Origin of the sequence: Bacillus sp. PAMC26543 (genome assembly GCF_014250375.1) — a bacterium.
Lineage (GTDB): Bacteria > Bacillota > Bacilli > Bacillales > Bacillaceae > Bacillus > Bacillus halotolerans.
The window spans coordinates 2493514-2516590 of the sequence record NZ_CP060193.1; the positions used below are offsets into that span (position 1 = coordinate 2493514).

Genomic DNA, 23077 nt, shown 5'->3' on the forward strand with positions numbered 1-23077 from the left:
TTCCCTCCTTGTTATTCATCTTTCGGATACTCAATTGTTTTGTAGCTGACGACTTTATTATTTACCATCACTTGATAGTACCCTTTTTGGCCAGGTTCAATCTTCAGTTCGATCGTCCGTTCTACGGGCTCTTTAATCTTAAAATGTTCGTAAGTGTCAGAAATGCTGTGGTCCGCGTCGTCAATCGCGATTTGCACCTCCAGCTCGTCCCCTTCGTTTTCAGGCTCATATGGAATCTTGACTTTTTCTTTCACTGTTTTCGCCGGTTTTTTCTCAGGTCCGAGAGAAAATGTCACTTCGACCTCATTTCCCGGCTTTAGCGCCGTTCCCGCTGCCGGTTTTTGTTTGACAACCTGTCCTTCCGGAACGTCATTTGAGTACGCTTCTTTTTCCACCAGCTTGAGCCCGTTATCTTCCAGATATCCTGAGGCTGCTTCTTTACTGTATGTTTTTAAATCTCTGAGCGTAATATCTTCCGGCCCGATGCTGACTGTGAGCTTAACTTGATCTTCGTCCGGCACAAGTTCGGTCCCTGCTGACGGATTCTGGTCTATGACAGTGCCGGCGTCTTTCTCATCATTATTTACTTCATCCACCGTTACATTTTTAAAGCCCTGTTCCTTTAACACTTTTTTTGCCTTGTCGACTGATTGGTCCGTCACATCACCGATCTGCTTTTTTGCTTTACCTGTACTCTTATAAAGCGTAACCGTTGCTCCTTCTTTAACAGTGGACTCGGCTTTAGGATCGGTTTTGACCATCAGGCCTTCTTCGATCTTCTCATCTGAGATTTCCAAAACGTCTGAATCTACCTGCAAGCCTTCTTTTTCTAGAAGATCTGCCGCTTTCTCATATTCCATCCCTGCTACATCGGGTATTTTGACATCCTTAGGCATAAAAAGAGAAGGAAAAACAGTGACGGCGAGAACTCCTGCCGTGATAAAAATCAGGCATATGGTGAGCAAAATCCACGGCCATTTTTTTCTCTTAGCTTTTTTCTTCGTTTGGTTTTCTTGAGGAAATGTCATGTCAGCTTCGGTTTCATTAGAAGCTTTCGCAAGCTCTGCATCCTTAATAATCGGAATCGCTTTCGTCATTTCTTCATCATCTTGAATCGTAAATTTCTTTTCGTTGAGCCTGTCCGCGTCAAAAGCTGTTCGAATATCTTCTTCCATATCTTCAGCAGTTTCATAGCGATGAAAAGGATCTTTGGCGGTTGCCTTTAATATGATGTTTTCAACGCTTTGGGGTACTGAGGGATTCCACCTTTTCGCTGAAGGGGTTTCAGCCTGAAGATGCTTTAAGGCGATGCTGACAGCCGATTCTCCATCAAACGGGATTCGGCCGGTTAACAGCTCAAATAAGACAATCCCAAGTGCATAAATATCTGATTTTTTTGTGGCCAGACCGCCCCGCGCCTGTTCGGGGGATAAATAATGGACTGAGCCCAGCACAGAATTGGTGTGGGTGATTGTTGTCGAAGTCAGTGCAGTCGCAATTCCAAAATCCGTTACTTTGATATTGCCCATATGGTCGATCAAAATGTTATGCGGTTTAATATCCCTGTGGACAATATGATTTTGGTGGGCATGGGCAATGGCTGAGACAATTTGCTCCATGATGCTGAGCGCTTCTTTGGGGTGAAGCGGCCCATTTGCTGTTATGTATTCTTTTAGCGTCATGCCCTCTACGTATTCCATGACAATATAGTAGATATCATCTTCCTCGCCCAAATCATAAATGCTGACAATATTCGGGTGATCAAGGCTTGATGCCGATTGGGCTTCTCTTCGGAAACGCCTGATAAACTCATTGTCATTCACATAGTCAAACCGCAGGATTTTGATTGCGACTTCACGATCAAGAATAATGTCCTCAGCTAAATAAACGTTGGCCATTCCCCCGCCGCCTATGGCACGGAGAATCTGGTAACGCCCGCTGATTCGCTTGCCGATTAGCACTGATCTTCACCCTCTTCAACATGTAAAGCAAGCTCAAGCAAAACTGCTGTAATATTGTCTTCCCCGCCATTCTCATTGGCTTTGTCCACAAGCAGGTTTACTTTTTCCTGAGGAGCTGAATCGCTTTGCAGGATGTCTTTTAATTCAGTGACTTCCACTTTATTCGTCAGTCCATCAGAACATAAAAGGAGTTTGTCTCCGGGTTCAATTTCGAAAGAACGTGCGTCAATACTGACAGATTGATCTGTTCCGAGCGCCTTCGTCAGCACATTTTTGCGCGGATGATGCTCAGCATCTTCTCTGGAGATTTCACCGGTGCGAACCAGTTCATTCACAAGAGAATGATCCTCTGTCACCTGAACGAAAAGATCGTCCTGAAGCAAATAGCATCTGCTGTCGCCTATATGAGCAACGGAAACCGTTTTGCCTGTAAAAAGAGCGCATACAATGGTTGTTCCCATGCCTTGGCATTCTTCGTGCGCTTGGGCATGATCGTAAATCTTACTGTTTACCGCGAGAATCTGTTCAATGAGCCACTCTTCACACTCTGACGGCGCCGCAGGAACCGTATCTGCCTCATTCCATTTCTCTCCCATGGCTTTCACAGCCATCTTGCTTGCAACATCTCCAGCAAGATGGCCGCCCATGCCATCAGCGACAACCGCTAATACAAAATCGTCTTTCCCCTTAAAAATACCCGCATCATCTTCATTATGCTGGCGGATTTTCCCTGTATCTGTTTTTAAGGCTGTTAACAACCCTCATCACCTCGTCTCGTCTTGACGCTCCTTCGCGCGAAGCTGACCGCAGGCTGCGTCAATGTCATGGCCTTGCTCTCTTCGGATCGTGACATTTACTCCGCGGGATTTCAGCGTTTTCTCAAAAGCAAAAATCTGCTCGCGCGGTGTGCGGACGTAATCCCGTTCAGGCACATAGTTTACCGGAATCAAGTTCACGTGGCATTTTACGCCTTCCAGCAAGTCTGCAAGCTCTTCAGCGTGCTCGACCTGATCATTTACGCCGCCGAACAGACCGTATTCAAAGCTGATCCGGCGTCCTGTTTTATTAATGTAATATTTAACGGCTTCCATTAAATCAGGCAGCTTGTACGCTCTGTTAATCGGCATCAAACGGCTTCTGATTTCTGTATTTGGCGCGTGCAGAGAAATCGCAAAGTTAATCTGCATTTGCTGATCAGCGAATTCGTAAATTTTCGGGATGATTCCGCTTGTAGAAACAGTAATATGGCGGGCTCCTATATTCAGTCCCTTATCATGGTTAATGATTTTTAAGAAGGCAAGCATTTCGTTAAAGTTATCAAATGGTTCGCCAATTCCCATGATGACGACAGAGCTGACGCGTTCATCCGTTTCATCCAGCGCTTTTTGAACTTTCACCACTTGAGCGACAATTTCGCCCGCTTCAAGATTTCGTTTTAAGCCGCCGAGCGTTGATGCGCAGAATGTGCAGCCAATGCGGCAGCCGACTTGTGTCGTTACACATACAGAATTACCATACTCGTGTCTCATTAAAACGGTTTCGATTGTATAACCGTCGTGAAGCTCGAATAAAAACTTCATCGTACCATCTTGAGAAGTTTGTTTAACTGCTGTTTTCAGCGTCGTTAATACGAAATGAGTGTTTAATTTCTCACGCAGATCCTTTGACAGGTTTGTCATTTCGTCAAAAGAAGATACTCGTTTTTCGTAAAGCCATTCAAAAATCTGTGCCGCGCGGAACGGTTTCTCTCCGTTGTCTGTCAGCCATTGTTTGATTTCGTCTAATTCAAAAGAATAAATTGAAGGACGCTCTGTCCGCAATTCTTTTCTGATCTTTGTTTTTTTAAGTTCTGTCATTGCTTATCCCTTCTTTCTCATGCTGCAAATAAAGAAACCATCTGTTCCGAAATAATGCGGAAGGATTTGAAGCCTCCCATCCCGAACAAAGGGTCTCGCCTTTTCGGGCAGCCGCTTTTCAAGAGACAAATCGGGTTCAAAATCAGGATGTTCTTGTATAAAAGCATGGATAACTTCTTCATTTTCTGTCCGATCCATTGTACACGTACTGTAGACAAGAGTGCCACCTTTTTTTACTAATGGCGCAATTTCCCTTAAGATAGACAGCTGGATTTCAGCAAGCCGGGAGCTGTCATTCGGGGTTTTGGTGTACTTCATATCCGGCTTTCTTCTGATCACGCCAAAGCCTGAGCATGGAGCGTCAACCAAAATACGGTCAAACTGTTCACTTTTAAACGTTTCTCCCGCTTTTCTCGCGTCCATTGTTTTCGCATCAATAATGGAAAGGCCAAGCCGTTCTGACGCTTCTTTGATCAGCTTCACTTTATGTTTGTGAAGGTCAAGCGATGTCACACTTCCCTTGTTCTCCATTAATTCAGCGATATGGGCTGACTTTCCGCCCGGCGCTGCGCACGCATCAAGCACCGTTTCACCTGGCTTAGGGTCAAGGGCCCGGGCAACCAGCATGGAGCTTTCATCCTGGATGGACACTTCACCGGTCTGGAAGAAGTGAGTTCCGGCGATTGTTCCCTTTACAAGCTTCACAGCATCCTCGGCGAGATCGCCTTTTTCTGCTTCGATTCCTTCAGCTGCCATTTGATCAAGTATCTCCGCTCTGTCTGTTTTCATTTGATTGACACGCAGCGTTTGCTTAGGCGGAATGAGATGAATGCGGCAAATCTTTTCAGCCGCATCAAATCCGTATGCGTCTGCCCACTCTTTCACGAGCCATTCGGGATGGCTTGTTTCTGTCGCAAGCCGGAGAACAGGATCTTCGATGGCGTCAAAGGAAGGGACTCCTTCGCGCTGAATAGAGCGAAGCACGCCGTTGACAAATGAGGCAATGCCTTTATGCCCGCGGTTTTTAGCAATCTCTACCGCTTCATGGATGACTGCCCGGTCCGGGATTTTTTCTAAATATTCCATTTGATATAGGGACAGGCGGAGAAGCTGGATAACCCACGGCTTCACCTTTTGCGGCTTGTTGATAAACGGCTTGAGCATATAATCCAGCGCGATTTTGTTTTGCAATGTACCGTACACTAGTTCAGTCAAAAGCCCCCGGTCCTGATCGCTCAGTTTATTGGATTTAATAACCGATTTCAAAAGCAGGTTACTGTATGCCTGATTTTGTTCTAATTTGACCAGCGCCTCCAGCGCAATATCACGAACGCTATTTGTTTTCATTGTGCACTCCTAACATATCACCTGTCTCAACATGAGCGCCACGGACGAAGTCTTCGCCTCGCATGCGTTTTTTGCCGGCAGGCTGCAGTTCTGTTAATAACAGTGCCGTATCGTTTCCTGTGGCCACGATAATTCCTTCTTTTTCAATAGCAATGACTGTGCCGGGCTCGGCTTTTGCCGGCGCCGCTGTTTTCTTGGCCGCCCACACTTTCAGGTTTTGTCCATTTAAAGTCGTATAGGCAACAGGCCATGGGTTTAAACCTCGAACTTGATTATAAAGCTCTTCTCCTGCTCTGGACCAGTCAATCAGCTCTTGTTCTCTTTTAATGTTTGGCGCATACGTCGCTTTCTCGTCATCCTGCTTTTCAGGTGATATGTCGCCGGCTATAACTTGAGGAACTGTTTCAGACAGAAGCTTCGCGCCAGCAACGCTTAATTTATCGTGCAGGGTTCCGACATTGTCGGTTTCTTCAATGTCTACTTCCACTTTTGAAATCATATCGCCTGCATCTAATTTTTCCACCATGTACATAATGGTAACTCCGGTTTTTTTCTTTCCTTGGAGAATGGAATAATGGATAGGGGCCCCGCCTCTCAGTTCAGGCAACAGAGACGCATGAACATTAATGCATCCGTACTTAGGGCTGTCGAGTAGCTCTTTAGGCAGAATTTGCCCAAACGCTGCCGTCACAATAAGATCCGGTTGTAACGCCAGCACCTTTTCTATTTCTTCTGTCAGTCTGACTTTCTCAGGCTGAAGAACCGGGATGCCGTGACTTAAAGCTTCTTCCTTTACAGGCGGAGGCGTGAGCACTTTTTTTCTGCCCTTCGGACGGTCAGGCTGCGTGACGACCCCCACTACTTCATATCCGTCATCTATCAGGGTTCTTAAAACAGGAACTGAAAAATCGGGTGTTCCCATAAACACGATTCTCGTCATCAAATCATCCTTCCATATCCGCTAGTTCATCTTCTGTATAATATTTGCTTATTTTTGATGTGAACAGCACGCCGTCCAAGTGGTCCATTTCATGCTGCACGGCTCTCGCGAAAAAGCCCCTTGCTTCAAGAATAAACGGTTTTCCCTGACGGTTATACGCCCGCACTTTCACATAATCGGCACGCGTGACATCTCCGTAGACGCCGGGAAAACTCAAGCATCCTTCAACTCCGGTTTGCTCGCCGCTTTGTTCAAGAATTTCCGGATTCACAAGGTCAATTCTGCCGCTTTCTTCTCCGATATCAACAACAGCCGCTCTTTTTAAAATACCGATCTGCGGCGCTGCCAGTCCGACTCCATCCATTTCGAGCATGGTATCGTACATATCATCAAGCAGTTTTTTTATCTTTTTATCAAAAACAGTCACGGTTTCCGCGGGCGTTTCCAAAACCTCCGCGGGATGTGTGACGACCTTTTTTACTGCCAATTCATTACCCTCCAAGACGTGAGATCTTACATCATCATATAAGGATTCATATCAATTGAAATCATTACATGTTTTTGTTCAATTTCCCGTTTATAATGTTCCAGTATCTTCTTCAATAAAGCTGATATCTGGGTTTCCTGTTTGTATTTTATCACGCATTGATAGCGATATCTATCTTTGATCCTGGCGATCGGCGATGCGCTTGGACCAAGTATTTTCGTATCTGCCCCGCAGTTTGCTTTCAGAAAGTGTGCGATTTTCTCAGCGGTTACAGCCGCTTTTGCCACTTCCTCGTGAGAAACCGTCACAAGAGCCAAATAGTAATACGGCGGGTAGGATTGCTCCCTCCTGTGCGCCATTTCATGCTGATAAAACGTTTCATAATCATGCGTTTTCGTCAGCTGGATGCTGTAATGGGACGGTGTGTACGTTTGAATGATTACATTGCCGGGTTTTTCATGTCTTCCCGCGCGGCCGCTGACTTGTGTTAGCAGCTGAAACGTTTTTTCAGCAGATCTGAAATCAGGAATGTGCAGTGTTGTGTCAGCGCTTAAGACTCCGACAAGTGTCACATTCGGAAAATCAAGCCCTTTCGCAATCATTTGCGTTCCAAGAAGAATATCTGCTCTTCCTTCTCCGAAAGCAGACAATAATTTTTCATGGGCACCTTTCCGAGAGGTCGTATCAACATCCATCCGTATGACTCTTGCATGTGGCAGCACCTTTGTTAATTCTTCTTCCACTCTTTGTGTTCCCGTTCCGAAAAAACGGATATGATCGCTCCCGCATTCAGGGCAAGTATGCGGAACAGGCTCTTCATGTCCGCAATAATGGCATTTCATCCTCTGGCCGGAACGGTGATACGTCATGGAAATGTCGCAGTGAGGGCATTGCGGGACATATCCGCAGTCCCTGCACATCACAAAGGAGGAATAGCCCCTTTTATTTAAAAACAGCACAGCCTGTTCACCCTTGGCAATGGTTTCTTCAAGCTTTTCCATCAATTCTATTGAAAACATAGAGCGATTGCCGTTTCTGAGCTCCTCTCTCATATCCACAAGCGAAACCTCAGGCATCACTTGGTGATTGACGCGGTGTTTCAGCGAAAGCAGCTCGTACACTCCTTTTTGCGCCCGTGCATATGACTCTAACGTCGGTGTAGCACTACCTAACACAACCGGACAGCGGTGGTGCTCCGCCCGCTTGATCGCTACTTCTTTCGCATGGTAGCGCGGCATTTCCTCTTGTTTATAGGACGATTCATGCTCCTCATCGATGATAATCATCCCGAGATTTTCAAACGGGGCAAAAATAGCGGACCTCGCGCCAACGACAAGCCGTACTTCCTTGCGGTGGATTTTGCGCCACTCGTCATACTTTTCACCAGTGGATAACCCGCTGTGCATCACGGCTACCTGAGAGCCGAAGCGCCCTTTAAAGCGATGAACCATTTGCGGCGTTAACGATATTTCCGGTACAAGTACGATGGCTTCTTTTCCTTTCGCAAGCACTTTTTCAATCGACTGGAGATAAATTTCCGTTTTGCCGCTTCCTGTCACCCCGTGCAGGAGAAACACTTGATGTTCATTGTTATCTAACGTCCGGCGTATCGGCTGAAAGGCCGCGCTCTGCTCGTCTGTCAGCGGCAGCGGTTCTGTTTTTTTGAACATTTTGTCCTGATAGGGGTCTCTGTAAACCTCTTCATAGGTTTCTTTCAGAAGCCCCTTTTGGATCAGGGTCTTGATGGTGGCTGAGCTTGCGTCTGTTTTTTTGCACAGGTCCGCAGCAGGTATTTTCGTGCCTTCCGGTTCTGTCATGAAAAAGTGCAGGATCGCCTGCTGTTTAGCCGCTTGTCGGGATAAACCCTCAGCCTGCTTGGAGAGCTCTTCTTTACCGGCATTGGCCTGAATATACCTGACCATTTTTTTGTTCGCTTTTTGCGCCACTTTATAAGTTACATCGATATGGCCTTTTTGAACCTGCTTCTGGATGATTTTCAGCGTATCGTGATCAGGTATATCGGAATACAGCAAGCTCTTTGTTTCAGAAAACAGCCGTTCTACCTGCGGCGGGATATCCGCACCTTCCGCAATCTTCAGCTCTTTTTCATATTTTGCCTTTAATGCGGCAGGCAGCATCGCTTGAAGCGCCGTAATCTTAAAAGACAGCGTTTTGTCTGACAGCCATGAAGACAAATGCATCAGCTCTTCTGTCAAAACAGGCGTAAGATCTAATAAATCCTCCACTTCTTTGACAGATTTACCTGAGAGATCAGACGTATCTTTGACAGCTGTCACAAACCCTTGAATTTTACGGGGCCCAAACGGAACAATGACCCTCATTCCCGTTTTGATCATACCTTTAAGATGGTCTGGGATTTTGTAATCAAACGGCCTGTCTATATTTTTGGTGCTGACATCAACGATGACTTCGGCAAAATTCATGAGTGCTCTCCGGTTTGTTTTAAGAGGGCTGCGACTTCTCCAAGAATGTCAAACGAAACATCGAGCTTAGACATCTTCGGCAGCTCGCGTTTGCGCCCGCCTTTGAAAAAGAGCGTCACAATATTCGTATCAGCACCAAAACCGGCCCCTGCCGCTTTCACATCATTCGCCACAATCATGTCAAGATTTTTGGCAGAAAGCTTTTTGCGGGCGTAATGTTCCACATCTTGTGTCTCAGCAGCAAAACCGACTAACAGCTGATGCTGTTTTTTCTCGCCCAGTTCTTTTAAGATGTCGACTGTTCTTTTTAATTCAAGGGTCATTCCGCCGTCTTGTTTTTTCATTTTTTGGTCAAATACTGTTTTTGGCGTAAAATCGGCAACAGCAGCTGTTTTTATGACGACGTCGCTTCTCTCATACACAGAGAGCACCGCATCGCGCATGTCCGCAGCCGATTGGACAGGGATAAACTGAGAAAGCCCTTTAGGGACATCAAGAGAAACCGGCCCTGAGATCAAGGTCACGTTTGCACCAAGCCGCACCGCAGCCTCAGCTAATGCGTATCCCATTTTACCCGTCGATTTATTCGTGAAAAAACGCACAGGATCAACTGCCTCCCGTGTCGGGCCTGCTGTGATCACCACTTGTTTGCCTTCTAAAGGCGCGTCTTTTTCTTCTGCAAAATGCTTTGCCGCAAGCTTCACGATGTTTTCGGGTTCTTCCAATCTTCCTTTTCCGACGTAACCGCATGCTAAATAGCCCTCGCTCGGCTCAATAAAACGAAAACCATCCTGATATAGGACAGAAATATTGCGTTTGACTGCCGGATGATCATACATATGCACATTCATGGCGGGCGCAATCCATACCGGAGCTGTTGCCGCTAATAAGGTTGTTGTCAGCATATCATCTGCAATGCCGTTGGCCAGTTTTCCAATCACATTGGCCGTAGCCGGCGCTACGATAATCAGGTCGGCCCAGTCAGCTGCGTCTATATGAGAGATGACGTTTGGATTTTGTTCTTTAAATGTATCTGTATATACTTCATGGCGGCTCAATGCCTGAAATGTCAGCGGTGAAACGAACTGGCACGCAGATTCAGTCATAATGACTTTAACATTTGCCCCTGCCTGCACCAGCTTGCTTGTCAGCGCACAGGCTTTATAAACAGCGATGCCTCCGCTCACGCAAAGTAACACATTTCGATTGTTCAGCAATGACTTCTCCCCCTCTGCAATTTAAAACAGCACGGAAAAAAATAACAACCTACATGATATAGGTTGCTACTTGTGCTACTATTCGCGGTCTTCCTTTTCAAACGAAAGCAGGCCTGCATCAATTTCTTCTAAAGCTTTGCCTACATATTTGTGTGAAATCGTATGTTCAATCATCTGGTCTTTTTTGATTTGCATTTCACGCGCGCGTCTAGCAGAAACGGTTACGAGCGTGTATTTCGAATCCAATTTATTCATTAATGAGTCAATTGACGGATCTAACATCAGTTATTCAACCTCCAGCATTTTCTTATATCTTGGTGCAACGCGCTCACGCTTCAAATGTTCAGCGAGAACGATTGCTTTGATTTTGTCGCAAGCCGTTTCGACATTATCATTTTCTACGACGTAATCATATGCGTCCATCATTTCGATCTCAGCTTTTGCGGCTTTCATGCGATTTTCAATCAGAGCATCTGTTTCCGTTCCTCTTGTCACAATTCTGTTCTTCAGTTCAGAAAGACTCGGAGGCGCAAGGAAAATAAACAGACCTTCCGGGAAAGCATTTCTCACTTGAAGAGCGCCTTGAACTTCGATTTCTAAAAAGACGTCTTTTCCTTCTTGGAGCGTCTGTTCAACATAATCGACAGGAGTGCCGTAATAATTGCCGACATATTCTGCCCATTCAAGCAGTTTATTGTTTGCAATCATTTGCTCAAATTCTTCTCTCGTTTTGAAAAAATAATCGACTCCGTTCACTTCGCCCTCTCGCGGGTTTCTCGTTGTTACTGAAATCGAATACTCGAATTTTGTATCTTCTTGCGAAAAAATCGCTTGCCGAACCGTTCCTTTACCAACTCCTGAGGGACCTGAGAGAACGATTAATAACCCTCTTTCTTTCATGCGGCAATTATCCCTGCCCTTCATCCATAATTTCTTCTTTAACAGAAAGTCTGTGTGCAACTGTCTCAGGCTGGACGGCAGATAAGATAATGTGATCACTATCCATGACGACAACTGCACGGGTTCTTCGTCCGTATGTAGCGTCAATTAGCATTCCGCGGTCTCTTGCATCCTGGATCATCCGTTTGATTGGCGCAGACTCCGGGCTGACAATCGAAATCATCCGATTGGCGGAGATAATATTGCCAAATCCGATATTAATCAGTTTAATCGTCATCTTCTACGTTCCCCCTGTAAAATAGACGTCTCTAGTTTAGCCTAGCAAGTCCGTCTGTAAACAATACGCACAGTCACTATTCTATATTTTGCACTTGTTCTTTTATTTTTTCAATAGAACTTTTCATTTCGACGACAAGCTTTGTGATCTGGTGATCATTTGCTTTTGAGCCAATTGTATTTGCTTCCCGATTCAGCTCCTGGACAAGAAAGTCGAGTTTGCGCCCGACAGCTCCGCCTTCAGCTAATATATCACGAAACTGAGCGAAGTGGCTCTTCAGTCTTGTAATCTCTTCTGTAATATCAGAACGATCTGCAAAAATAGCGCATTCTGTAACAAGCCGGCTCTCATCCAACACGTCTTCGGTCCATTCCTTTATTCTGGCGTACAGCCGTTCCCTGTAACGAGATACCGCATCGGCTGCCAAAGATTCGGTCTTTTCGGCCAGCTCTTCAAGCTGATCAATATGCATCAGACAGTCTTTGGCTAAAAGCAGCCCCTCTTTTTCGCGCATCTCACAGAGTCCTTTTACGGCTTCCTCTGCAGCAGCTGTTATTAACTCCTCAAGCTTTTCATTTTGAGTCTGTTCCTCATGAATCTGGACGACATGATCAAGCTTGAAGAAGTCCATGACATCAGGCTCTGCGGACAATTGATAACGCTTTTTCATATCCTCTGCAGCTGCGACAAACTCATCGAGCAGCGGCCAATCAATGTCAAGCCTTCTCTCTACAAGCATATCACTGTCAACGGAGACGAAAAGCTCAATTCTTCCGCGCTGTATGTACTGCAGAATCGTCTGTTTCAGCTTATCTTCTAAATATAGCAAAGGCCTTGGCAAACGAGCGTTCACTTCTTTAAACCTGTAATTCACAGATTTAAGTTCAACGCTTACAGAGAGATCATCTTGTGTTTTGCTTGCACTGCCGAAGCCTGTCATACTTCGTATCATAAATAAAACACCCAATTTCTTCCCTGTTCTCAAAATAAAAGGGCAATAGACATGCTATTACCCCTAAGATTATATCATATGAATTTATTTTTTTCTTGTCAAAAGTGACCCCGCCAGCAAAAAAGTAGGGATGGCCGACATGCCGATGACCAGCATCCAGTCTCCCGGCGTGATGGCAACCGTATGGAAAATCGGCTGAAGCGGCGGATAGTAAATGACCACCAGCATCAGTAAAATCGATGACAATACAGCGCCGATCAGATACAAGTTTTCAAACGGATTTCTGGAAAAAACGGACGTTTCGCTCCGGCAGTCAAATACGTGAATGAGCTGAGCCAGCACCAACGTCGCAAACGCAATTGTCTGCGCATAAGACAAATTCTCAGGATTGCGGTGATACACGATGATAAAAGCCAAAATCGTGGCAGCACCGATTAAAAATCCTCTGGAGACCACCTTCCATCCAAGCTTGCGGGCAAACACCCCTTCTTTCGGGTGACGCGGCTTCCGCTTCATAACGTCTCCTTCCGGCTGATCCATGCCGAGCGCCATCGCCGGCAATCCATCTGTCACCAAGTTGACCCACAAAATCTGAATCGGCACGAGCGGCAAAGGAAGGGCAAGCAGCATGGCGAAAAGCATGACCAGAATTTCTCCTACGTTAGAAGCCAGCAGGTATCGGATAAATTTTCTAATATTTTCATAGATGTTTCTGCCTTCTTTAATCGCTGATTTAATGGTTGCAAAATTATCATCTACGAGAATGAGGGATGATGCTTCCTTTGCCACATCCGTTCCTGTAATACCCATGGCAACGCCGATGTCAGCCTGTTTGATAGCCGGCGCGTCATTGACGCCGTCTCCTGTCATTGCAACGATATGTCCGTTTTCCTGATACGCTTTAACAATTTTCAATTTATGCTCAGGGGAAACGCGGGCAAACACATACACATCCTCCACTACGTCAGAAAGCTCTTCTTGCGAAAGCTCATTCAGCATCTTGCCGTCCATGATTTTTCCGCTTTTCGGGAGGAGGCGCAAATCTTTCGCTATAGCTTTTGCTGTCTCAACATGATCCCCTGTAATCATGACAGTCTTAATTCCCGCTTCACGGCATTCTTTAATCGCCTGTCTGACTTCAGGGCGCGGCGGATCTATGATGCCTGAAAGGCCAAGCATTGTCAGGTCTTTTTCCGCCTGCTCCATTGACGGTGTTTCCCCTGCTTTTACCGGTCTATAGGCAACCGCAATCGTTCGGAGCGCCTGGGAAGCCAGTTGCCGTAATACTGCCTCTGTTTCTGCTTTTCTCTCATTTGAGAAAGGAGCGGCAGAGCCGTCATAATAAATACGGGCAGACCGCTGCATCAGGACATCCGGCGCGCCTTTCGTAATGATATAGCGCTTTCTGTCCTGATCCTCTACAATGACAGTCATCATTTTTCGTGCTGAATCAAACGGAAACTCCTCAATCACCCGGTAATGGGATTCCACAAACTCCTTTGAAAAGCCGCCTTTTCTTGCCGCAGTGAGCAGCGCTCCCTCTGTCGGATCTCCGTCAAGCACATAGTCACCGTTTCTATTCTCAATATTCGAGTTGTTACAAAGCGCTCCGAATAACAGCATTTGCTCCAGCGGCTTATGCTCATTCACACTGACCTCTTTATCGTTCAGTGTGAAGCCTCCTTTCGGATCGTAGCCCGTGCCCGACACTCTCCACGTTTTCCCTCCGGACCATACATGTGTGACCGTCATTTTGTTTTGCGTCATTGTTCCTGTTTTGTCTGAACAAATAATAGAGGCACACCCAAGCGTCTCAACCGCGGGAAGCTTTCTCACAATTGATTTTTGCTTGATCATACGCTGTACACCCAATGACAGCGCTACTGTCACAATGGCTGGCAGCCCTTCTGGAATGGCGGCTACCGCTAGCGAAACACCGGCTAAAAACATACTGTACAGATCGTGTCCCTGGATCACGCCAACAGCGACAACAAGTACAGTGAGCAGCAAAGCGACAACAATTAAAATTTTCCCGAGCTGCTCGAGCCTTCTTTGCAGCGGGGTTGACATAGTTCCCGCCGATTCAAGCATGTCAGCGATTTTCCCCATAGCCGTGTTCATTCCTGTACCGACGACAACACCGACACCGCTGCCGCGGGTGACGATGGTTCCCATAAAGGCCATATTCGTAATATCCCCCAGCGATACATCGGGTTTTTTCAATTTATCCGCATGTTTCACAACCGGGATTGACTCTCCGGTTAACGCTGATTCTTCAATTTCCAGGCTTTTCGCTTCGACAATCCGGACATCTGCTCCAATCCGGTCGCCGCTTGTAAACTTCACAATGTCGCCCGGCACCAGTTCTTTAGAAGGGATCTTTGTCCAGCTTCCTTCCCTGAGCGCCATCACATGAGGAGTTGACAGCTCTTTTAATGCCTGAAGAGATTGCTCTGCACGCCGTTCTTGAAAGAACCCAAGTATGCCATTCACAAACACAATCGCAATAATCGCAACCGCGTCCACATATTCACCAAGAAACCCTGAAATTAATGTTGCCGCAAGCAGCACAAGCACCATGAAATCTTTAAACTGCGCCAAAAACAAGATAAGCGCTGATGTTTTTTTCCCTTCTTGAAGCTCGTTTGGCCCATGCTTGTCGAGGCGTTTTTTCACCTCTTTTTCAGTTAATCCTTGTTTCATGGACGTATTTGTTGCCTCTAATAAATCTGTTTGTCCCATTTCATGAAACTTCATTCCGCTCGTCCACTCCCCTGCTCTCTTATAGAGATATCACTCTATAAGCATGCTTATTCTGACTCGTCCCATTTCATGCTATAATTATCGAATGCAGGAAGAATGAGAGGGTGTATTATATATGTCGTTTGATGGCATGTTTACATACGGAATGACACACGAACTGAACGAGCGAATAATGGGCGGACGGATCACGAAAGTCCATCAGCCTTATAAGCACGATGTAATTTTTCACATCCGCGCCAATGGAAAAAACCAAAAGCTTTTATTATCGGCACACCCAAGCTATTCACGGGTGCATATCACGTCCCAAACGTATGAAAACCCGAGTGAACCGCCAATGTTTTGCATGCTGCTAAGAAAGCATATTGAAGGCGGATTTATTGAAAAAATTGAACAGGCGGGCCTAGACCGCATTATGATTTTTCATATTAAAAGCCGTAATGAAATTGGCGATGAAACGCATCGAAAGCTTTATGTCGAAATTATGGGCCGCCACAGCAATATCATTCTGACGGACGGAGAGGAAAATGCGATCATCGACGGGCTGAAACATTTATCGCCGTCAATGAACAGCTATCGCACCGTACTGCCGGGATACGATTATAAGCTTCCGCCGGCCCAGGACAAGATCTCACCGCTAGAAGCGACTGAAGATGACATGTTGCGTCATCTCAGTTTTCAAGAAGGACGGCTAGATAAACAAATTGTTGACCATTTTTCCGGTGTTTCTCCGCTCTTCGCAAAAGAAGCTGTCCACAGAGCGGGCCTTGCCAACAAAGTGACACTGCCAAAAGCGTTGCTGGAGCTCTTTGCAGAGGTAAGGGAGCACCGTTTCAACCCTAACATTACGACTGTTAACGGGAAGGAATATTTTTATCTGCTGGAGCTGACTCACCTTAAAGGAGAAGCACGCCGCTTCGATTCATTAAGTGAGCTGCTGGACCGTTTTTATTTCGGAAAAGCTGAGCGGGACCGGGTTAAACAGCAGGCTCAGGATCTTGAGCGGTTCGTTGTGAATGAACGGAAAAAAAAACGCCAACAAAATCAAAAAACTAGAAAAAACACTGGAGTATTCGGAAAACGCTAAGGAATTTCAGCTTTACGGGGAGCTGCTGACTGCAAATTTATATATGATGAAAAAAGGCGACAAGCAGGCTGAAGTCATCAACTACTATGATGAGGAAAATCCGACAATCGCTATCCCGCTGAATCCGAACAAGACGCCTTCAGAGAATGCACAGGCCTATTTCACTAAGTATCAGAAGGCGAAAAACTCAGTTGCCGTTGTCGAAGAACAAATCAGGCTGGCTAAGCAAGAAATTGAATACTTCGACCAGCTGATTCAGCAGCTGTCGTCCGCTTCTCCGCGTGATATCAGTGAAATCAGAGAAGAGCTTGTGGAGGGGAAATATTTACGTCCTAAGCAGCAAAAAGGGCAGAAAAAACAAAAACAGAACAACCCTGTTTTAGAAACATACGAATCCTCTTCCGGTCACACTATTTTAGTCGGCAAAAACAACCGCCAAAACGAGTATTTAACGACCAAAGCAGCTGCCAGAGACGACATATGGCTTCACACGAAGGATATCCCGGGCTCCCATGTTGTCATCAGAAGCAGCGAGCCGGATGAACAAACAATTATTGAAGCCGCCACAATTGCAGCTTATTTTTCAAAAGCAAAAGATTCAAGTTCTGTGCCTGTTGATTATACAAAAATCAGGCACGTCAAAAAGCCGAACGGCGCAAAGCCCGGATTCGTGACTTATGACAGCCAGCATACCGTCTTTGTCACGCCTGATGCGGATACTGTCATCAGGCTGAAAAAAAGCTGATTCATATAAAGAAAAGCCAGAGCAGCAACTGCTCTGGCTTATTTATTTCTTCTGATCTGATAAAGCCTGTCTACTTCGCTGACAAAGTCTCCGTCAATGAGCACGTCCACTTTTTCAGCAAGTTCCTTCGTATGCTTTGGACTGGCTCCGTTTGTCGAAACAGAAACCGTAACATGCCCTCTTTTTACGATTTTCGGCATGTACACATTGCCCAGCTCAGCGTCACTGGCACAGTTGACAAGCTGGGAAGGCGATGCATTTTGCGCAATTTCTTTATTCACAGCGGCGTCATCCGTCGCGGCAATAATCAAAAAAGCATCGAGATAATCCTCTTTCTCAATCTTCCGGCTCAGCCACTTGATTTGGCGATTTTCTGCCATCTGCCTGATTTCCGGTTCCGCAACCGGACTGACAAGCGTAATATCCGCTCCCTCAGAAAGCACCGTTTTTAACCTTCTGAGCGCAATACTGCCGCCTCCTGCGATTACAATCTTTTTCTTCTGCAAACTAATGTGAAGCGGGAGCATATGAGCCTCCGTCAAAATTAAATTGCCCCTCATGGTTGTCAGCAGTTTCTTTCACACGATGTAAAAATGCCTTTTTCACATGCGGGTGGAAACCGATATAGGAAGAGAGGTAGACATTTGAATTTTCGGCCTTCAATTTCTGGACCTCACGTTCAATCTCATTCATCAGCATCCCGGTAAACAGCAAATACGGAACAATAAAGGTCGTCACGCCGTCATCTTTTTTCAGCTCAGAAAAAACCTCTTTGTAATTGGGACCGCATGCTGTCATAAAACATGGAATCACTTCCTTGACGGGCATGATGTTTTGGAGCAATCCGGCAATGCCGGTTACGTCTCTTTTTACATCTGGGTCTGAGCTTCCCCTGCCGATGAGCACAACCCTGGCGTTTTCGTACGGAACGCCTATGTCTTTAACACGATGATAGACAGCTTTGACCACTTCTTCGTCAATCCCAATCGGACTTCCGTATGAGATATGGACTGAAGGATACCGGGATGCGGCACGGGCAATTTCTTCCGGAATATCATGTTTTGCATGAGCAGCCGTTAAAAGAAGCAGAGGCACCACTGCGATGTGAGTGGCGCCTTGCTTCACACATGCTTCAAACCCTGTCTCAATTGCCGGCTCCTGCAGCTCTAAAAAACTGATTTCCTGAACAGGGGCAGAGATGTGCGCTTTGCATCCTTCCAAAAATGCAGCGGCCTCTTGCTGAGCCTTTTTTACCCGGCTGCCGTGGCCGACATATAAAATCGCTTGTTTCATTTACAACGCCTCGCTTAAATCTTGTTTTTTCAGCTCAGATTCAAACCATTCCAGCTTATAGTGATAATTTACAACATTTCCAACAACAATTAAACTCGGATTTTTAATGTCTTCTTTTTTCACCGTTTCTGAAAGGGTGTCAACTGTACAAAAAACAGATTTTTGCTTGTCCGTTGTTCCCCAATGAATAAACGCTGCCGGAGTAGAACCGTCCCGGCCGTTTTCCAGGAGTTTTTTTTCGATCTGCTGCACATTTTTAATGCCCATATAGATGACAAGTGTATCAATCCCTGTGGCCAGCGCTTTCCACTTTTCCTCAAAATCCTCTTCTTTTTTATAATGCCCCGTTACAAAAGCCACGTTAGAGCCCGCGTCCCGATGAGTGACAGGAATCCCGGCATAAGCAGCCGCCGCGATTCCCGATGTGATACCGGGGACAATTTCAAACGGAATGCTATTTTCAGAAAGGCATTCCGCTTCTTCCCCTCCTCTGCCGAACACAAATGGGTCTCCGCCTTTCAATCTGACAACGGTTTTCCCTTTTTGCGCATACTTCACAAGAAACCGATTGATGGTTTCCTGCTTCATTGTATGAAAATCTGGAAGCTTCCCGCAGTAGATCAGGTCCGCCTGCTCCTTGGCATAATGCAAAATCTCTTTATTTACTAATCTGTCATATAGGATTACATCAGCTTTTTCAATGGCTTTCAGCGCTTTAATTGTCAGCAGATCAGGATCTCCGGGACCCGCTCCTACAATATATACTTTCCCCATCGTCTTTCCCCCGATCTATTCGAGTTCTTCCAGAACGTTCGCTGTGATGTTGTTCTTGTTTGCATTTTCGGCATCTGAGAAGAACACAGCTGAGCGGCGTTTAGCTCAGTTGCTGCTTTACAAACTCGATCAGCTGATTTTTGCACTCTTCACGATCATATTGTCCTGAGTCAAGGACGAGCTCAGGAGCTTCCGGCTCTTCATATGGAGAATCAATGCCTGTGAAGAACGGAATTTCTCCGTTTCTTGCTTTTTTGTAGAGCCCTTTTGGATCTCTTTGTTCACAAATATCGAGGTCGCATTTAATATAAACTTCGTTAAATTCGCCTGCTTCCACAAGCTGGCGAACCTGGTCTCTGTCCTCACGGAAAGGAGAGATAAAAGCAGTAATGACAATGGTGCCCTGCTGCACAAAAAGTTTCGCTACCTCTCCGATTCGGCGGATGTTTTCTTTTCGGTCTTCATCAGAAAAACCGAGATCTTTATTTAAACCGTGGCGAATGTTGTCACCATCCAGCACAATAACTTGGTAGCCTTGCTCAAAAAGTTCTCTCGCAGCAGCATTGGCAATGGTGGATTTGCCTGATCCGCTTAAGCCCGTCAGCCAGAGAATGGAGCTTTTATGCTTGTTTTTTTGCTGATACTCTTCTTTTGTAATAGAGGCTTCATGCCATACGATATCGCGATTTGTCACTGCCAGTCCCCCTTAAGAAACGCCTGCTTCTTCTTTTTTCTTCATGCCTTTGATTAACACCTCTACAACTTCTGCGCGGCTGAATTCTGCAGGCGGCAGTACACCGTCTCTCAGCATCCCTCTTACCTTGGTGCCTGATAAAATCACGTGGTGCTCTCTGCCGTGCGGGCATGTTTTTGCCGTTCCCATATTTCCGCATTTTTCGCAGAAGAAGCTGTGCTCGAATTTCAGCGGTGTAATGCCGAGTTCTTCAGGTTTAAATGTGTCAAACAGCTCCTGGGCTTCGTACGTGCCGTAATAGTCACCGACACCGGCGTGATCGCGGCCGACAATGAAATGCGTGCAGCCGTAGTTTTTTCTGACAAGCGCATGGAAAATCGCTTCTCTCGGACCGGCATAACGCATTGCAGCCAAGAAAACGCCAAGGAAGACACGGTCTTTCGGGTAATAGTTGTCAAGAAGCACTTGATAGCTTTCCATCCGGACATCAGCGGGGATGTCATCAGATTTTGTTTCGCCGACAAGCGGATTTAAAAACAAACCGTCCACTGTCTCAAGAGCCGTTTTTTGAATATATTCATGTGCTCTGTGAACAGGATTTCTCGTTTGGAAACCGACAATTGTTTCCCAGCCTTTTTCTGCAAACTGGCGTCTTGTTTCCGTCGGTTCAAATGTAAACTCAGGGAATTGTTTGGAAGCTTTTTTAATCAGTGTGATCGGACCGCCGACATATGTATCACCGCGGCTGAACAGCTTTTTTACCCCTGGATGAGCCTGATCATCCGTTTTATACACGTTAACAGCTTCTTTTTGTTTGTCAGGCACGTATAAGTCTTCGATTTGGATAACGCCGTATGTTTCTCCGTCATACGTTAATTTTACTGTTTCGCCGACTGACAGTTCGGCTGCTTTTTGTGCATCTACCGGCAGCGTGATCGGAATAGACCATACAACACCAGAAGCAAGACGCATGTTTTCAACAACAGATACGTAATCTTTCTCATTTAAGAAGCCTTCGATCGGGCTGTATCCGCCGATTCCGATCAATTCCAGGTCGGCAAAAGAAATCAAATCAAGTTCAATTTCTTTCTGAATGCCGCTTACCTCATATGACTCATTTACTCGGTTTACCAGTTTTCCTCCATGTGGTGCTAAGCTCATAATATTCATTTCCTCCTAGTTAACAGATAAAATAACTCAGATTAATAGTTAGATTCCCCCGCCTTGATCGTGGACAGAGCGTCTCTCTTTACGAATGGCTTTTGTCAGGCTGACGGCACCGCCTGCCGCTAAAAGCACACTTACCATGATAAAGATTGAATAATAATCCGCCTTTAAAAACATAGATACAAGCAGATAGGAGATGGATAAAGATAAAAACGGCGACACGATCCATACTTTCAGCATCGTTTGAACGACCTGTTTATGAAATACGTTTGGTCCGTTTTTCGCCATGCCTATTCCGATAATAGACGATGACGTTACTTGCGCCAAGGGCACCGGCATTCCAAATATAGAACTGATGATCACCAGCCCTGCTCCTGTTCCGGATAGGAGAATGCCTTCCCCTTTTGAAAACCGCGTGATTTTCTTCCCGTTTGTTTCTAACACCCTGCGGCCTAATATCAGTGCGCCCAGGGCTACAAAAACTCCCCCATACAGGGTTCCTTTCGCTACATCCAGTACGCCGGCAGCCACTAACGGTCCAACAGCATTCGCTACATTGTTCATGCCCGCAGAAAATGCTTCAAAAAAACCAGCGCATAGCAAAAGGATGCCAAGGATGTTTTGTTTACGGGAAGACGTAATTTCGATTTTAAAATAACGAAACAGCTTTGCTACAAAAAATGTAAAACCAAAAGCGAACAGCGGAACGAAAATCCAAAATGAAACAATAATCAGAAGATTGTTTACAAACAATACTTTGTACGCAACGCCCACACCGACAACCGCCCCGACCGTGACTTCACTTGTCGATAAAGGAATGCCGAGCAGATTAGCTGTAAAAAGCGACAGTGCAGCAGCCCCGATAATGATGCAAACAATCGTCAGCGTGATCGTCTGTTCCGGGATAATCCCAGAGCTGATGGTTTTCACAACTTCGCCCCCGCCAATGACAGCCCCGGCCAGAACACCAACGGCACATATGATCAAAGCGTAGGTTTTCTTTTTGACGGCCCCAGAGCCGTAAGCAACTCCCATTGAAGCTGCAGCGCCGCTTGCGCCAATATTCACTGCGAAAAACAAGCTAAATAAAATAGCGGCTAATTCCATTTTACAGCTCCTTATTCATGCAGTCCGCATTCTGTTTTCGCCATACCGTTCCATCTGCCTGAGCGCAAGTCCTCTGCGGTAAATGCAGGTGACGTACAAGGCGCGCAGCCGATACTTGGATACCCTTGATCGTGGAGCGGATTGTAGTCCAGCTCATTCCGAGAGGTGTATCTCCAAATGTCTTTCCAAGTCCAATGGATAAGCGGGCAAACTTTTACTGATTTGAATTTCTCATCTTTGTTTAAGAAATTCGTATTGGCACGGCTTGGCCCTTGGTCGCGGCGCAGGCCGGAAAGCCATGCCGGGTGGCCGGAAAGCGCCTCTCTTAAAGGAACGATCTTCCTGAGATAGCAGCATTGATTCGGCTCTCTTTCCCACAGTTTATCACCATGTTCTTCCGCCTGTTCCTCAAGAGTAAGGTTCGGTTTCTTCAGGATGATATTGAGGCCGGGATAGCGCTCTTTCACGCGTTCTATCGTTTCATAGGTTTCTTTAAAATGAAGCCCTGTATCGAGAAATACAATCTCTGCGTCTTTTTTCACTTTATAGATTAAGTCAATCAGAACGATTCCTTCAATTCCGAAACTGCAGGCATAAACAAGCTGATTGCCGTAATGGCCGTAAGCCCATTTTAAAACTGACAGCGCCCCTTTATAAGGATCGTCCTCCGGAAATGTAATCGTTGGTTCTTCCCAATTATCGTACGTTAACATTTCTTCTTTCCTCCTTTCGGAGACAAACAAACAGTAGCTTTCTGCCGGTTGTCTTTCCCAATTGTAATGTGATGCGGCTGCTGTTATCTCCGTAAACAGCCCCTCTTAAAATAAAAAACTTTCAATCCGGCGGAAAGAAAGACAGGAACTGCATGTAGCCCTTATCTTTCAAAATGGAATACATTTTGCTGGAAGTAGCACCTTACACATTGTGCAGGTTGCCGGGCTTCATAGGACCAGTCCCTCAGCCGCTCTTGATAAGTTTTTCAGATTTGTAGTAAATTTTAGCACAATTCTAACATAAGTCAACCCGAGTTTTTTTATAGGATTAATAAAAAAACAGACCCAAGGGCCTG

The 23077-nt window shown here is 45.9% G+C and carries 20 protein-coding genes, 1 pseudogene and 1 riboswitch; of the genes and pseudogenes, 1 reads left to right on the forward strand and 20 read right to left on the reverse strand.

All coding sequences use genetic code 11. The features are described 5' to 3' along the window. Positions 1-11: 11 nt before the first annotated feature. The 13 genes from pknB to H7F27_RS12545 all read right to left on the reverse strand — a co-directional run bounded on the left by pknB (position 12) and on the right by H7F27_RS12545 (position 15138). Entirely contained in the window at positions 12-1961 is a 1950-nt protein-coding gene (gene pknB, locus H7F27_RS12485) for a Stk1 family PASTA domain-containing Ser/Thr kinase (RefSeq protein ID WP_185847977.1), read from the reverse strand. Next, on the reverse strand, positions 1955-2719 hold the full coding sequence (gene prpC, locus H7F27_RS12490) for a protein-serine/threonine phosphatase PrpC (RefSeq protein ID WP_024121362.1): 765 nt from the start codon (positions 2717-2719) through the stop codon (positions 1955-1957). Before prpC ends, pknB begins: the two co-directional genes overlap by 7 nt. A gap of 6 nt (positions 2720-2725) precedes the next feature. Further along, positions 2726-3817 (reverse strand): dual-specificity RNA methyltransferase RlmN, encoded by a 1092-nt coding sequence (gene rlmN, locus H7F27_RS12495; protein WP_024121361.1) that lies wholly within the window; start codon positions 3815-3817, stop codon positions 2726-2728. A gap of 3 nt (positions 3818-3820) precedes the next feature. Then, positions 3821-5164, reverse strand: a complete 1344-nt coding sequence (rsmB, locus tag H7F27_RS12500; RefSeq protein ID WP_185847978.1) for a 16S rRNA (cytosine(967)-C(5))-methyltransferase RsmB — start codon at positions 5162-5164, stop codon at positions 3821-3823. Then, complete coding sequence (fmt, locus tag H7F27_RS12505; RefSeq protein ID WP_185847979.1) at positions 5151-6104, reverse strand: methionyl-tRNA formyltransferase; 954 nt, start codon at positions 6102-6104, stop codon at positions 5151-5153. Before fmt ends, rsmB begins: the two co-directional genes overlap by 14 nt. A 4-nt stretch (positions 6105-6108) precedes the next feature. Beyond that, positions 6109-6591, reverse strand: coding sequence for a peptide deformylase (gene def / locus H7F27_RS12510; RefSeq protein ID WP_101861200.1), 483 nt, complete (start codon positions 6589-6591; stop codon positions 6109-6111). 26 nt (positions 6592-6617) lie between these two features. Continuing rightward, a complete protein-coding gene (priA, locus tag H7F27_RS12515; RefSeq protein WP_101861199.1) occupies positions 6618-9035 on the reverse strand; it encodes a primosomal protein N' in 2418 nt (805 codons plus the stop codon). Next, a complete protein-coding gene (gene coaBC, locus H7F27_RS12520; RefSeq protein WP_024121356.1) occupies positions 9032-10252 on the reverse strand; it encodes a bifunctional phosphopantothenoylcysteine decarboxylase/phosphopantothenate--cysteine ligase CoaBC in 1221 nt (406 codons plus the stop codon). Before coaBC ends, priA begins: the two co-directional genes overlap by 4 nt. 78 nt (positions 10253-10330) lie before the next feature. Continuing rightward, complete coding sequence (rpoZ, locus tag H7F27_RS12525; RefSeq protein ID WP_003221520.1) at positions 10331-10534, reverse strand: DNA-directed RNA polymerase subunit omega; 204 nt, start codon at positions 10532-10534, stop codon at positions 10331-10333. 3 nt (positions 10535-10537) lie between these two features. Then, positions 10538-11152 carry a guanylate kinase gene (gene gmk / locus H7F27_RS12530; protein WP_024121355.1) on the reverse strand — a complete coding sequence of 205 codons (615 nt, stop codon included), beginning with the start codon at positions 11150-11152 and terminating at the stop codon, positions 10538-10540. Between the two features lie 7 nt (positions 11153-11159). Then, on the reverse strand, positions 11160-11429 hold the full coding sequence (remA, locus tag H7F27_RS12535; protein ID WP_003154355.1) for an extracellular matrix/biofilm regulator RemA: 270 nt from the start codon (positions 11427-11429) through the stop codon (positions 11160-11162). A gap of 76 nt (positions 11430-11505) precedes the next feature. Further along, entirely contained in the window at positions 11506-12381 is an 876-nt protein-coding gene (locus tag H7F27_RS12540; RefSeq protein WP_024121354.1) for a YicC/YloC family endoribonuclease, read from the reverse strand. 84 nt (positions 12382-12465) lie between these two features. After that, positions 12466-15138, reverse strand: coding sequence for a calcium-translocating P-type ATPase, SERCA-type (locus H7F27_RS12545; RefSeq protein ID WP_024121353.1), 2673 nt, complete (start codon positions 15136-15138; stop codon positions 12466-12468). A 121-nt stretch (positions 15139-15259) separates the two neighbouring features. Here H7F27_RS12545 and rqcH point away from each other — a divergent pair. Continuing rightward, a pseudogene (gene rqcH / locus H7F27_RS12550) lies at positions 15260-16973 on the forward strand (tRNA modification protein RqcH). A 38-nt stretch (positions 16974-17011) separates the two neighbouring features. On the opposite strand, the gene sirC reads toward rqcH, so the two are convergent. From sirC to H7F27_RS12585, 7 genes are all read right to left on the reverse strand, one after another. After that, positions 17012-17500 carry a precorrin-2 dehydrogenase gene (gene sirC / locus H7F27_RS12555; RefSeq protein WP_185848942.1) on the reverse strand — a complete coding sequence of 163 codons (489 nt, stop codon included), beginning with the start codon at positions 17498-17500 and terminating at the stop codon, positions 17012-17014. Then, positions 17481-18266 carry a sirohydrochlorin chelatase gene (sirB, locus tag H7F27_RS12560; RefSeq protein WP_024121351.1) on the reverse strand — a complete coding sequence of 262 codons (786 nt, stop codon included), beginning with the start codon at positions 18264-18266 and terminating at the stop codon, positions 17481-17483. The genes sirC and sirB overlap by 20 nt, the downstream gene beginning before the upstream one ends. Continuing rightward, a complete protein-coding gene (gene cobA / locus H7F27_RS12565; RefSeq protein WP_103671396.1) occupies positions 18267-19040 on the reverse strand; it encodes a uroporphyrinogen-III C-methyltransferase in 774 nt (257 codons plus the stop codon). Positions 19041-19140: 100 nt separating this feature from the next. Then, positions 19141-19734: an adenylyl-sulfate kinase gene (gene cysC, locus H7F27_RS12570; protein ID WP_010334195.1), complete on the reverse strand. Its 594-nt coding sequence runs from the start codon at positions 19732-19734 to the stop codon at positions 19141-19143. Positions 19735-19746: 12 nt separating this feature from the next. After that, positions 19747-20895 carry a sulfate adenylyltransferase gene (gene sat / locus H7F27_RS12575; RefSeq protein WP_024121349.1) on the reverse strand — a complete coding sequence of 383 codons (1149 nt, stop codon included), beginning with the start codon at positions 20893-20895 and terminating at the stop codon, positions 19747-19749. A gap of 48 nt (positions 20896-20943) precedes the next feature. Then, positions 20944-22008, reverse strand: coding sequence for a sulfate permease (gene cysP / locus H7F27_RS12580; RefSeq protein WP_024121348.1), 1065 nt, complete (start codon positions 22006-22008; stop codon positions 20944-20946). 11 nt (positions 22009-22019) lie between these two features. Beyond that, on the reverse strand, positions 22020-22721 hold the full coding sequence (locus tag H7F27_RS12585) for a phosphoadenylyl-sulfate reductase (protein ID WP_024121347.1): 702 nt from the start codon (positions 22719-22721) through the stop codon (positions 22020-22022). A 158-nt stretch (positions 22722-22879) separates the two neighbouring features. Continuing rightward, a riboswitch (SAM riboswitch) is annotated at positions 22880-22985 on the reverse strand. Between the last annotated feature and the right edge of the window lie 92 nt (positions 22986-23077).